10 protein-coding genes are annotated in these 11,705 nt (G+C 45.4%); 2 read left to right on the top strand and 8 right to left on the bottom strand.

Features of this window, described 5'->3' with window-relative positions:
* Positions 1-159: 159 nt before the first annotated feature.
* The 5 genes from xni to queF all read right to left on the bottom strand — a co-directional run bounded on the left by xni (position 160) and on the right by queF (position 7,625).
* Complete coding sequence (gene xni, locus R7M72_RS23660; protein WP_025768895.1) at positions 160-942, bottom strand: flap endonuclease Xni; 783 nt, start codon at positions 940-942, stop codon at positions 160-162.
* 58 nt (positions 943-1,000) lie between these two features.
* Complete coding sequence (gene ppnN / locus R7M72_RS23655; protein ID WP_047102074.1) at positions 1,001-2,377, bottom strand: nucleotide 5'-monophosphate nucleosidase PpnN; 1,377 nt, start codon at positions 2,375-2,377, stop codon at positions 1,001-1,003.
* Positions 2,378-2,668: 291 nt separating this feature from the next.
* Entirely contained in the window at positions 2,669-4,234 is a 1,566-nt protein-coding gene (locus R7M72_RS23650) for a sensor domain-containing diguanylate cyclase (protein WP_005381978.1), read from the bottom strand.
* Between the two features lie 98 nt (positions 4,235-4,332).
* On the bottom strand, positions 4,333-6,615 hold the full coding sequence (locus tag R7M72_RS23645; RefSeq protein WP_017635678.1) for a tetratricopeptide repeat protein: 2,283 nt from the start codon (positions 6,613-6,615) through the stop codon (positions 4,333-4,335).
* Positions 6,616-6,779: 164 nt separating this feature from the next.
* Positions 6,780-7,625: an NADPH-dependent 7-cyano-7-deazaguanine reductase QueF gene (gene queF, locus R7M72_RS23640; protein WP_025768898.1), complete on the bottom strand. Its 846-nt coding sequence runs from the start codon at positions 7,623-7,625 to the stop codon at positions 6,780-6,782.
* A 108-nt stretch (positions 7,626-7,733) separates the two neighbouring features.
* Here queF and syd point away from each other — a divergent pair, with 108 nt between their 5' ends.
* Complete coding sequence (syd, locus tag R7M72_RS23635; RefSeq protein WP_025768899.1) at positions 7,734-8,279, top strand: SecY-interacting protein; 546 nt, start codon at positions 7,734-7,736, stop codon at positions 8,277-8,279.
* A gap of 2 nt (positions 8,280-8,281) precedes the next feature.
* Positions 8,282-9,058: a Zn-ribbon-containing protein gene (locus R7M72_RS23630; protein ID WP_065274234.1), complete on the top strand. Its 777-nt coding sequence runs from the start codon at positions 8,282-8,284 to the stop codon at positions 9,056-9,058.
* A gap of 111 nt (positions 9,059-9,169) precedes the next feature.
* Here the strand turns inward: R7M72_RS23630 and R7M72_RS23625 are convergent, their stop codons facing one another.
* Genes R7M72_RS23625 through metN form a run of 3 tightly spaced genes read right to left on the bottom strand, consistent with a single transcriptional unit; the run spans position 9,170 to position 11,704 of the window.
* On the bottom strand, positions 9,170-9,979 hold the full coding sequence (locus tag R7M72_RS23625) for a MetQ/NlpA family lipoprotein (RefSeq protein ID WP_005381966.1): 810 nt from the start codon (positions 9,977-9,979) through the stop codon (positions 9,170-9,172).
* Positions 9,980-10,011: 32 nt separating this feature from the next.
* A complete protein-coding gene (locus tag R7M72_RS23620; RefSeq protein WP_005383604.1) occupies positions 10,012-10,689 on the bottom strand; it encodes a methionine ABC transporter permease in 678 nt (225 codons plus the stop codon).
* Positions 10,679-11,704, bottom strand: coding sequence for a methionine ABC transporter ATP-binding protein MetN (metN, locus tag R7M72_RS23615; RefSeq protein WP_318056343.1), 1,026 nt, complete (start codon positions 11,702-11,704; stop codon positions 10,679-10,681). The genes R7M72_RS23620 and metN overlap by 11 nt, the downstream gene beginning before the upstream one ends.
* Position 11,705: the final 1 nt, after the last annotated feature.

The following is an 11,705-nucleotide window of genomic DNA, read 5'->3' as shown; positions in this document are numbered from 1 at the left end:
AGTTCTTTTAGTTGTTGATTTCATAACACTCTCCAATTTTGGGGGTGGAAAGTGTCAACCTTATTTAGGACGGCACAGTGATTAGAATAGAAAAAGCGCCTTCAAATGGCGCTTTTTTAATATCTGCCGGATTTCATGGTGTGAAACTTCCATCGGGCACTACTTCGCTTTGTTTGGCCCTAAAAAGCGAATATCTTGCAAGTTAAAGCCTAGTTCGATATCGCACTTTAAAGCGGCGACGCGTTTACATAAACGAGCAGACTCAATGTGCTCGTCCAATTTTTTACGGTATTTCGGTACGAGGTCTTCACTAGCGTAGGCAGCTTCAATACTCTCAAACTGAGTGAGAATCTCTTTCGCTGCTTTCGGGCCAATTCCAGGTACGCCCGGAACCTGGCTAGAGCTTATCCCTGTCAATCCCCAGTAGTCCGCTAGTTGATTTGGTTTTACGCCGAACTCTTTTTCGATAAATGGTTCATCTAACCAACGGTGTTGGAAATAATCACGGATTTGTAGGGTAGGGGAAAGTAGCTGGCAGTAACCTTTGTCTGTGGAAACGATGGTGACTTTTTCACCATGGCTGGCCACTTTCGTTGCGAGTGTAGCAACCAAATCATCTGCTTCATCGCCTTCAGAAAGCAATGAATCAATACCTTGCTCCCACCACGCTTGTTGAATCGCATCTAACCCTTGCAGTAGTGGCTGAGGCATTGGCTTTCGGTTTTGCTTATAGTCAGGGAGAATTTCAGCGCGCCAACCTCTGTCTTGTTCGTGGTGATCAAAAACTGCGATGATGTGTGTCGGGTTGGCCTCTGACAGAATGCGAGTGAGGGTTCTTTGCGTTGTGGTTATGGTTCTTGCTATGTCGGTTGGATCTGGTTGTGCTGAGTGCACTCGGCGGATCAGGTTTAGGGCATCAATGATAACAAGATGAATAGACATAATGACTTAGCAATAAAAAAGGGGCGTAATGCCCCTAGTGTAACGAATGCTAGCCTGACTATCGACCACCAATTTCCGGGTGAGCGATTCGATAACACGGTTCGTAGTCTGAACCGCCAGGTAATTTCATTCGGTGCTGTTCGACAAAGTCTTTTAGCAACTTATCGAGTTTTTTCATGAGGACTGCGTCGCCATGAATGGTGAAAGGCCCTCTACGTTCTATTTCTCGAATGCCTTCAGCCTTTACGTTACCTGCCACTATGCCAGAGAAGGCTTGACGCAAGTTGGCCGCTAAAACTTGCGGTTCTTGATCTAGGCTTAAATCCAATTGTTCCATCGACTCATGAGTAGGCTCGAATGGTAGTTGGAAGTTTGGCTCAATTTTCAATGACCAGTTAAAGCTGTACGCATCGCCTTTCTCTTTTCGGTGAAGGCGTACCGAGTCCATGGAGCGTTTCATAATACGAGCGACTTCTGCCGGGTTGTCAATGATGATCTCGTAGTGCTTTTGCCCTTCCTCACCAAGTGTGTCGCGAATGAACTCATCAATAGAGCGGAAGTACTCTTCACTCTCTTTTGGTCCTGTTAATACGATAGGCATTGGCTGATCGGCGTTATCCGGGTGCATCATGATGCCAAGAATGTACAGTAGCTCTTCCGCTGTGCCCGGGCCTCCTGGGAAAATAACGATACCATGAGCCATACGGACGAAAGCTTCCAAGCGCTTTTCGATGTCGGGCATGATGACCAGTTCATTTACTATTGGGTTTGGTGGCTCGGCAGCAATAATCGAGGGTTCGGTTAAACCAAGATAACGTTGCTGAGTATAACGTTGCTTTGCGTGCCCAATTGCTGCACCTTTCATCGGCCCTTCCATTGCACCAGGGCCGCAACCTGTGCAGATGTTAAGTTCACGCAGGCCCAGTTCGTTACCCACTTCACGTGTGTACTGATACTCCACTCCATTGATAGAGTGACCACCCCAACATACGACAAGATTCGGTGCGATACCTGGAGTTAATGCTCTGGCATTACGAAGAATGCCGAATACGAGGTTCGTAATGTGAATTGGGTTAGTAAGGTTGAGCCGCTGGGCGTCTGCCAAATGCATGTTTACGTAAACGATATCACGCAATACGGAGAACAGATGCTCTTGGATACCTTTAATTATTTCGCCGTCAACAAAAGCGTGCTCTGGCGGATTAGTCAGCTCAAGCTTAATACCACGCTCACGACGCACGACGTTGACATCAAACGATTGGTATTTATCGAGCAGTTCTTTCGAGTTATCGGTATGGCTACCGGAGTTCAACACCGCTAATGTGCAATTACGGTACAGCTGATAAAGTTCACTCGAGGCTGTGTTCTTTAAGCGCTCTACTTCTAGTTGAGATAGCAAGTCCATGCTACCAGCGGGGCTTATATGGGTAATCATAACGCCTCCTTGTGTTGCATTAATTTGAGGGAAAGTACCAACTTACCTTTTTGGTGTTATACGTATGGTTTGATGAAAGGTAGTTGGCCGATTTGGTTTTATGGTTATCAACTCCCAAGCAACCTCAAGATGATACATTTGCCTTTTATAAATACATCATCTTGAAGTGACTTGGGTTTTTACAGCTTAGCAGACTAAAAGGGAAGAAATGTGATAACTCGTTGAAAATGGGTGGTTATAAAGCGAAGATTGCACCAAATTTGGTTTGTTTGCTCGCTTTTTGTACGAATCTTAGCTCCAGTTAAGCTGGTTTGTTCCACGTTTTTTAGCGTCCGCAAGCATCTTGCCAAGACGATCGAGCACATACTCTGGCGTATCGGACTCTTTGAAAGACGTCGATACAGCAGCTAAGGTAATCATGATATTTTGCTCACGGAACTTAAAGGGTAATTGGCTAATATCACGCTGGATATGCTTAATAAGATCCAGTGTGTATTCTTCAGATTGTTCCGGGACGAGTAGAATGAACTCCTCGCCACCAAAGCGAGCCACTGTTTCCGTTTCTGATACGCGCTTGTTAATAGTACGAGCGATGATCTTCAGCGCTTTATCGCCAGCCGTATAACCATAGCTATCATTCACCGCTTTGAAATTGTCTACATCAAACAGCACAACACGAAGGTTTTGCTGAGAGCGAATCCAACGGCGATACTCTAGCTCTAGTCGATCGTTAAATGCAGTGCGGTTATAAACTTTAGTCAGCGGGTCGAGCAACATACGCTGAGCTTGGTCATCTAAGCGTCGACGATAATCTTGCGTAGTTTCAAATACCGCTTCGAGTTGGTTCTTACTGTAACTTAACCGCTCTTGCAGCGCTTGCTCTCGCTCTTCCGTCATTTTCAGTCGCTCTGTCAGCGACGCCATTTTTTCGAGAAGAGGCGTGATTTCTTTTTTCACAACCGCGATATCTTGAGCTTGATTAAGTGACTTTTGGCTTAATTCAACCAAGCTGTTCATTTCTGTGTTGAGCTCTTGGCGGTGTTCAAAGTAGGTATGATGCTGGTCGACGTTCTGATGAACGGTTTTTAGGTTACTTGCGAGAGAAGTGTTCAGCTGATCAAGGAATTGGCTAGACGCCTCGCGCTCGAACTTTGTTGCTTCGACAACCAATTTCAGCGTTGAGAGCGTAAGCTCAATGAGAGACTCGGCACTCACGCCAAGGAGCAACTTAGCGCGAATATCCAGCAATCTATCGCCTGATTCTCCCTCGAAATCAAGCTCTGTAATAGTATGTTGGAGGTCGCTGGCTAAGCACTCAAGCTGAGATCTGTCGGGATTGTTTTCAAATTCACTAAGATGTAGACGTGAATTAGACGTGATGATTTTCAGAGCGCGTTCGTAAATACTCAGTAGCTTAGTGGCTTGATCAGCTTTATTGCTGGCGTGAACTTCAGAGAAACTCATCAGGTTCCGTAGTTCACGTTTTAACTGCGCAGGTAAGCCCGTGACACGTTGCAGTGTTTCACCACTGTGCTTGATTTGTTCGTCAAGGTAACCGTTTTGTTTATCCATCGTCTTCGACTGCTGTTTGAGCATCCTCTCTAATACCGCTAAACGCGGGATAAGAGTGCTGATATCTTTTTGATGTTGCAGCTCTTGTTGGATTTCAAATAGGTAGTTGGATACCTGAGTATTCGAACCCTGGCAAGCTGAAGACAATGATGCCACAACGCGTTTAAGAACTTGTTGTTCACGTTTGAATTTGAGTGAAGTATCACGATGAGTCAGTCTGAGTTGGTCAAGTTGACAACTCAGCTGATGCAGCTGCGACTGAATATCGGATTCCAAGATTCCCATGAAGTGACTACGGTTAAGTCCATGTACTACTGACAATTATCTGATAATAACAAAAAACTTTATAGCGTCATTAGTTATTACGTTCAACAGGCGTTTAATTATCCATTTTTTAATATTTTCTTGATGTCGTCCTCATTCTTGTAGGACGAATGGATCTTGATCAGGCCTTGGCTAATGGCATGTTGACAGGCAGTTCTTATGTTACCTGTTGCAAAGCTAGCAGCAGGCGCATTATCGATGGCTTTTAAGAACACCCAGTGGCTTTGCTTATCCTTCAAGCTGACTTCTCGTGCGATGTGAGTAGCAAGCAATAACAGATCGAGTAATTCCTCATCGTTAATTGCAGTGTAGGCTCGGGGTAAGAACGGATAATCGCTGATGCCCATACGAATAATACGATTGACGTTGTGCTGCTGTGCGAACTCATCCACCCAAGTCTGGAATTTTTCGAACATGACTTCGGCAGAAGCATCACGGTCAGCGTTCGGTTCTATGTAGAGTAAGTTCGCATCTGAGAAATGGTAAAGACGCGACGGTTTTTCTATTTTTTCCGCAAGGAAGTCGCCAAATGCCCGTTCTAGTTCTAGACCTGCCTTATAGCCGTTATGGACGTACATGCTTCGTAAGAATGGCAAATCGATCATAACAAAGCGTAGGCGATCATTAAGTGGTTCGTGGATCAATTCACCCATTTGCCATTGCTCGAAAGTTTCGCTCGACTTTTTCAATGAGCGAGAAAGCTTAACATTCAGCATACGCAAGTTACGTAAACGAGAGCGAGAGTGGGTGAAGAGGTCGTTACGCAGTTTTTCGATTTCACTTGCTTGGCGCTGCATAATGACACCACGGCGCATAATGAACAAAAACATGACCAAGACAGTAATAAACAATGCAAATGAGATTTTCTGGAATTTACGATGCTCTCTTTCCACTTGCTCTAAGCGTTCTGATTGACCGATGTAATGGATGGTTTGTTCGGCAAATTCTTTTTGCTGACGGAACGCATCCTCACTGATTTGGTTAAGCTGCTTTTGTTCTAGACGAACGAGGTTGGTGTATTTTTTATAAGCTTGCAGAGAAAGTTTGTATTCGCCTGCCTGCTCGTAACCCAACCCAAGTAAACGGTATGACTGCTGCTTAATGAAGTTGTTATTTTCAGGTGACTTTTCAGCAAGTGCTAACGCCAGCTTAGCATTAGTAATGACGTCTTTACTGTCATTTTGATGATAAGCCAGACCTGACTGAAGCAGGGCAGCCTTTGCTTCAAGCTTAGGAATATTGGTGTATTCTAAAAGCTCTTTAGAGCGGTCTAAGTACTGCTCTGCTAGCGCGTAGTTATAGAGTTGTAGGTAGGTAGCCGCCAAGCTTAAGCGAATTTTAATGATTCTATTGATGTTCTTACTGGTACTTTCATGGTCAAGCACGTTGAAGTAATGCACTAACGCAAGGTTAAACTTACCCTGATAAAAGTAGATGTCGCCCATTTGCTCTAGGACGTCCGCTAGGATCGGAGAGCTAGGGTAAGAGTCATAAAAATCTGCGGCTTGAGATAAGTATTCGATCGCTTTGTCGTACACTCGTCGCTCCTGGAAGAGCCTAGCCAAAAGGCGATTCACTTTTGCTAATCTTGCACCACTGTTACTTTCAATAGATTGCCAATAACCGTATAGCAGCTCTGACAAAGCCAAATTGTATTTCTTGCTATTGAGGTAAAACTCGCCGACGGCTGTGTAGTAGTCGATCAAGGCTAACTCAGAGCGGCTATCGTCAAGCATGGTCTTTGCTTCAGAGTACAAGTTTTCCGCTTTAATGATATCGCCACTATGTGAAGCGAGGAGTGCTCTTTGCATCACTAGTCGGTAGCGAACGCTGTCGGTGCGTTGTAATACGGCATCGGCTTCATCGAGCTGTTGTTCAATTTGGTTAAGCGTGTCTTCCGCTTTTGAGTAGTTTTCGTCGTACATCCAAATCATTTGGTTGCGCATCAGCTGGAGATCTAAGTCCATGTACGGCAATTGATATTCTTGCGCTAAGCGTTCCGCTTTATTTAGGTGCTCGATAGCCGAACGAACATTACCCATGGCGTAATCTGCCTGAGCGATAATCTTGTGCGCTTCGATGGTGCTGCTTGGTGTGCGAACGCTACGATCTGTTTCGTCGCGAGACATGGCTGAAGGGCTGTCACTTTCTTTGCGTTCTGTTAGCTCACGCTGTGACAAATAGTTGGTTGCCGCTTGTTTTGCTTGTGATGGTTCTATTTCCGCCAATTGTTGTGCTTCGTTGAGTAACGCGGACGATAAAATGGTTGCATGAAGTGGCTGTACAAACAGCAAGCAAAGAAAGCCAATCAATTTGAATAGACGCGAACTGTCCCAAAACATCCTTTCGTTCCCTCGAACTGTTTTTAGATATGGCGATAACGGCGAAAAGCCTCAATTAGCCGTTTAAATGCGGGTTGAAGCCATTTGATATAGTAACATGCTTGGACAATAAAAACGTCCGGCAACCCTTTAGATTGCCGAACTTATTTCTGTTGCCTATGCGCTTACTGACGAGCCATACGGTGATTGTGAGCTGGCTTATCTTGTTCCGTTGAGCGGTAAGGGTTGATATCCAAGCCTCCACGGCGCGTATAGCGGGCAAATACGGTCAGTTTGCTTGGTTGGCAGTATTTCATTAGATCCGTAAAAATACGCTCTACACACTGTTCGTGGAACTCATTGTGCTCGCGGAAAGACACTAAGTAACGTAACAGCTTCTCACGAGCTATTTTTGCGCCTTGGTAGCGAATTTCTACACTGCCCCAGTCGGGTTGGTTAGTGATCAAACAGTTTGATTTCAATAGGTGGCTATGTAGCACCTCTTCAACTTGTACTTCACCTGCTGCACCTTCAAGCAAATCGGCATCGAAATCGTAACTGGTGATGTTAATGTCTTGGTCATCAATACATTCACCGTCCATTGTTACGATAGGTTGATTGGTATAGTGGGTCACTGGATTCACCTCAACCAGCACCTTTTCACCTGCGCATTCAGAAAGGTCTTGTGTTAAACGCTCAGTCACTTCTTCCCAGCTTGCAAAGCGGGTTTGGTTATAGCTGTTTAAGTACAGTTTGAAAGACTTCGATTCAATCAAGTTTGCGCTGGTGGCTGGAATGTATACTTCGCCAACGGCCACTTGTGGTAAACCTTTACTATTTAACCAAGACAGTTCGTACAGCGTCCAAATGTCGTGCCCCATGAAAGGCAGAGTATCGCCTAACTGGAGGTCATCTCGGTTCAGGCTGCGAGGGACTGGTTGCAGCAAGCTTGGGTCATACTGGTTCGCATACTCGGTCGTTTTACCTAGTGTTAAGCCAGCAAGCTCTTTAGCGTCAGAATATTTGCTCATACTTTGTGGTCGTTTTCGATTAGAATGGCGAGAATTTTACTGAATCCGCTGGTCAATTGCCATCCGGCAAGCACGGCTATCTGATAAATAAGGAATGAGGAGACCTTCATGACCCCAAACGTTACTCAGGCGCTACAAGAGTTCAGCCTGCGCTACCAACAAGCTTGGCAAGCTAAGCACAATGAGTTGCCAAGCAGTGAAGAGCTTGCAGAGCTTGTTTCTCCTTGTGTCGAAGAGAAGCGTGATGGAAAGGTGCTTTGGAAAGCGGTCGCACGTGATGAAATGGCCGATTTCACCAATGTGGAAAATGCGATTGAGTTGTCACTGCAAGATGATGTTAAAGCCTTTTATGGTTCTCAATACTGCGCTGATATGGAGGCAACTTGGCAAGGTAATTCGTTGACGCTGCTGCAAGTCTGGAGCGATGACGATTTCGTGCGTCTACAAGAAAATATTCTTGGTCATTTGGTGACGCAGCGCCGCTTGAAACTTAAACCAACAGTATTTATCGCAGCGACAGATGAGGAAATGGATGTGATTTCTATTTGTAACCTCACTGGCAATGTGATTCTAGAGCGTTTGGGCACCTCTAAACGTGATGTATTGGCAGATTCATTGGTTGAGTTCTTGAATAAGTTAGAGGCTGCCGTCTAAGTATGTATGTTGTTGAGTTGCAGTTTGAGTGTTTTGATAACACCACCGTCAGCGCGGTAGACAAAGCCATTAATGGCTTGATGGATGCTCTGCGTTACAACGGCCAAGTATTAGGTCGTGAATTCCCGATAGTGATGGGAGAAGGTGAATTTTTCGTTCGTGTTGTTTGCCCAGAACAAGACAGCTTGCATCCACGTTATCACTCAGATTTCGTCAAAGTGTGCATGAACCGTTTGTCGGATGCGTCTTTGCTTGCACCGAAAATGCGTATGCTGGGGCGTGATTTGAATTCAGAACAAGCAGCCGAAGAAGAGACACCTAGCTGGCAAGTGTTGTACACGACTTATGTTCATACGTGTTCGCCTTTGCGAAGTGGTGAAACCCTGTTGCCAATTCCTTTGTATCGTAATGAGCCAACACTTAATGGAGACCATAAAGCCGTCATTAAGTGGCAGACTGAGTGGCAAGCGTGTGATGAAATCCAAATGGCAGGGGGCTGCCGAGCGGAACATGCGGCGCTGCACGAAATTTGCGATGTGGATAGTGTGCTGTTTCGCCGAGGTTGGGACTTACGTGGCCGTATCGATTACATCACGAAGATCCCTACGTACTATTACCAGTATCGTGTCGGTGGTCAGTCGCTGGAGAGCGAGAAAGCGCGCAAGTGTCCAAAATGCGATGGCGAGTGGCTACTCGATGAGCCACTACATGACATATTTCATTTTAAGTGTGATGACTGCCGAATCGTGTCGAATATCTCTTGGGACCATCTTAAGTAGCGAATTGAAGCTACTTAAATGGGTAGATAGACAAATAGAAAGGGCTGATGTTTTCACATCAGCCCTTTTGTGTTTAGAACGTTGTTTTCAGTCATGTTTTGAAAAGTGGGATTACCAACCTTTCACAACACCGCCTTTGAACAGTTCTTTTGCCGCTTCGTAAACTTCTTCCGTTTGGTAAGCTTTTACGAAGTTTTGTACGTTTTGCGCATTAACATTTTCTTCGCGAGCGACAATTAGGTTTACGTATGGTGAGTCTTTATCTTCAACGAACACGCCGTCACGCTCTGGCGATAGGTCGATAGAGCTTGCGTAAGTGGTGTTGATGATAGATAGCGTTACGTCATCCAGTGAACGTGGAAGCTGTGGGGCTTCTAGTTCAATGATTTCGATATTTTTAGGGTTGCCTACGATGTCACGTACTGTAGCGAGTAGACCAACGCCATCACGTAGCGTAATTAAACCTTGCTGCTCAAGAAGCAGTAGTGAGCGACCTAGGTTAGTTGGGTCGTTTGGTACTGCGATGCGTGCGCCATCTTGAATTTCATCAATTGATTTTACTTGCTTTGAGTAACCAGCAATAGGGTAAACGAATGAGTTACCCGCGATAGCCAGTTTGTAGCCGCGGTCTTTCACTTGTTGGTCTAGGTATGGTTTGTGCTGGAACGCATTCGCGTCTACTGAACCATCATCCAGAGCGGCGTTTGGTGTTACGTAATCGGTAAATGTTACTAGCTCAACATCTAGGTTGTATTTCTCTTTTGCTACTTTAGCGGCAACTTCGGCTACTTGTGCTTCAGCACCAGCAATAACGCCAACTTTTACTTTGTTTACGTCTACTTCTTTGTCGCCGCAACCCGCTAGAGCAAGAGCAGAGGCGGCCGTTGCTACAGTCAAAAGACCTTTAAGGCTAAATTTCATCTTTATCTCCTTATAATTTGTATTTTTGATGCTTATCTGTGGTCTACACGGCGCACCACTGCGTCGCCGATAGACTGAATAATCTGTACTAGAACAATCAACATCACGACAGTCACGGCCATGATAGTTACATCGTAGCGGTGGAAACCGTAACGAATGGCTACGTCGCCTAGGCCGCCGCCGCCTACCGTACCCGCCATAGCTGAGTAGCTAACGAGAGTGACCAACGTAATCGTTACTGAGTTAACAATAGTCGGCATTGCTTCAGGTAGTAGAACTTTTGTGATGATCTGTGTTGGTGTCGCCCCCATTGACTGCGCTGCTTCCACCAAGCCTGTCGGTACTTCTAATAAAGCACCTTCAATGAGACGAGCGACAAAAGGAATGGCGCCAATAGTCAGTGGGACGATTGCTGCGGTTGTGCCGATAAAGGTTCCAACTAGCATTTTTGTCACTGGAATAATCGCAACCATCAGTACGAGGAATGGCACTGAGCGACCAATGTTAACGATAGCGCCTAAGCCGCTATTTAGTTTGGTGTTTTCAAGTAGGCCGCCTTTCTTAGTAATATGGAGGATTACGCCTAATGGAATACCCACAGCAAAGCCGACTAATCCGGCAACCGCAACCATGTAAAGCGTTTCCCACGTTGCACCTAAAAGTAGTTTGCTGTTTAAGCTCAGCCATTCAGAAATCGTATTAAAGGACATAACCAAGTACCTCTACTTTTACGTTGTGCTTACGCAGGTATTCAAGAGCTGCGTTGTCATCTTCTTCGTTACCAAATAGCTCTGCGACCATCATGCCGAATTTCACGCCACCAGCGTAATCAAGGTCGGAACTCAAAATACTCACATCAATATTGTATTTACGAGAAATTTGCGACATTAACGGTGCATCGACGGTTGCGCCAGTAAACTCTAAGCGAACCAACGGGTAGCTGCCATCAACACGCTCTGCTTGCAGACGAGCTTGGTAATCTTCAGGAATGGAAAGATCCAGCGTTGAGCGAATGAATTGGTGCGCTAGCTCTGTCTTAGGGTGCGCAAAAATATCGCCAACGGTGCCTTTTTCCACCAGCTCACCACCACCGATGATTGCTACTTCGTGACAGATACTTTTTACGACTTCCATTTCGTGAGTGATAAGTAAAATCGTGATGTTGAGTTTGCGGTTGATCTCTTTCAATAACTCAAGGATAGATTGAGTTGTTGCCGGGTCTAGCGCACTAGTGGCCTCATCACAAAGCAGCACGCTAGGATCGGATGCCAATGCACGAGCAATTGCCACACGCTGTTTTTGGCCGCCACTTAAGTTAGATGGGTAGCTCTCGTGTTTGTCGGCTAAGCCTACAAGCTTTAGCAACTCAGTTACTTTTGTTGTGATTTGCGATTTGTCTTTACCTGCCAGTTCTAGTGGCAGTGCTACATTATCAAACACAGTACGAGACGAAAGCAGGTTAAAGTGCTGGAAGATCATGCCAATGTTACGGCGTGTTTCGACTAGTTGTTTTTTGCTGAGTTTGGTTAGATCCACACCATCAACGATGATGGAACCAGAGGTCGGCGCTTCTAACATGTTTACGCAGCGAATCAGCGTACTTTTACCAGCACCTGATGAACCGATAACACCAAAGATGGTGCCTTTGTCGATGTGTAGGTTAATGTCTTTCAGGGCAAGGATTTCCTTACTGCCTTGGTAGAACACTTTATTGACGTTTTTTATT

It is taken from the genome of Vibrio sp. YT-18 (assembly GCF_033337345.1).
Lineage (GTDB): Bacteria > Pseudomonadota > Gammaproteobacteria > Enterobacterales > Vibrionaceae > Vibrio > Vibrio alginolyticus.
The sequence above is the reverse complement of the archived record's forward strand: the minus strand, read 5'-3'. Positions and strand labels throughout refer to the sequence as shown.

Coding starts and splice junctions, on each gene's coding strand:
- R7M72_RS23650 (WP_005381978.1), bottom strand. CDS start 4,234: ATGGGAATCTTGGAATCCGATATTCAGTCGCAGCTGCATCAGCTGAGT.
- ppnN (WP_047102074.1), bottom strand. CDS start 2,377: ATGATTACCCATATAAGCCCCGCTGGTAGCATGGACTTGCTATCTCAA.
- R7M72_RS23625 (WP_005381966.1), bottom strand. CDS start 9,979: ATGAAATTTAGCCTTAAAGGTCTTTTGACTGTAGCAACGGCCGCCTCT.
- R7M72_RS23645 (WP_017635678.1), bottom strand. CDS start 6,615: ATGTTTTGGGACAGTTCGCGTCTATTCAAATTGATTGGCTTTCTTTGC.
- xni (WP_025768895.1), bottom strand. CDS start 942: ATGTCTATTCATCTTGTTATCATTGATGCCCTAAACCTGATCCGCCGA.
- R7M72_RS23620 (WP_005383604.1), bottom strand. CDS start 10,689: ATGTCCTTTAATACGATTTCTGAATGGCTGAGCTTAAACAGCAAACTA.
- R7M72_RS23630 (WP_065274234.1), top strand. CDS start 8,282: ATGTATGTTGTTGAGTTGCAGTTTGAGTGTTTTGATAACACCACCGTC.
- syd (WP_025768899.1), top strand. CDS start 7,734: ATGACCCCAAACGTTACTCAGGCGCTACAAGAGTTCAGCCTGCGCTAC.
- queF (WP_025768898.1), bottom strand. CDS start 7,625: ATGAGCAAATATTCTGACGCTAAAGAGCTTGCTGGCTTAACACTAGGT.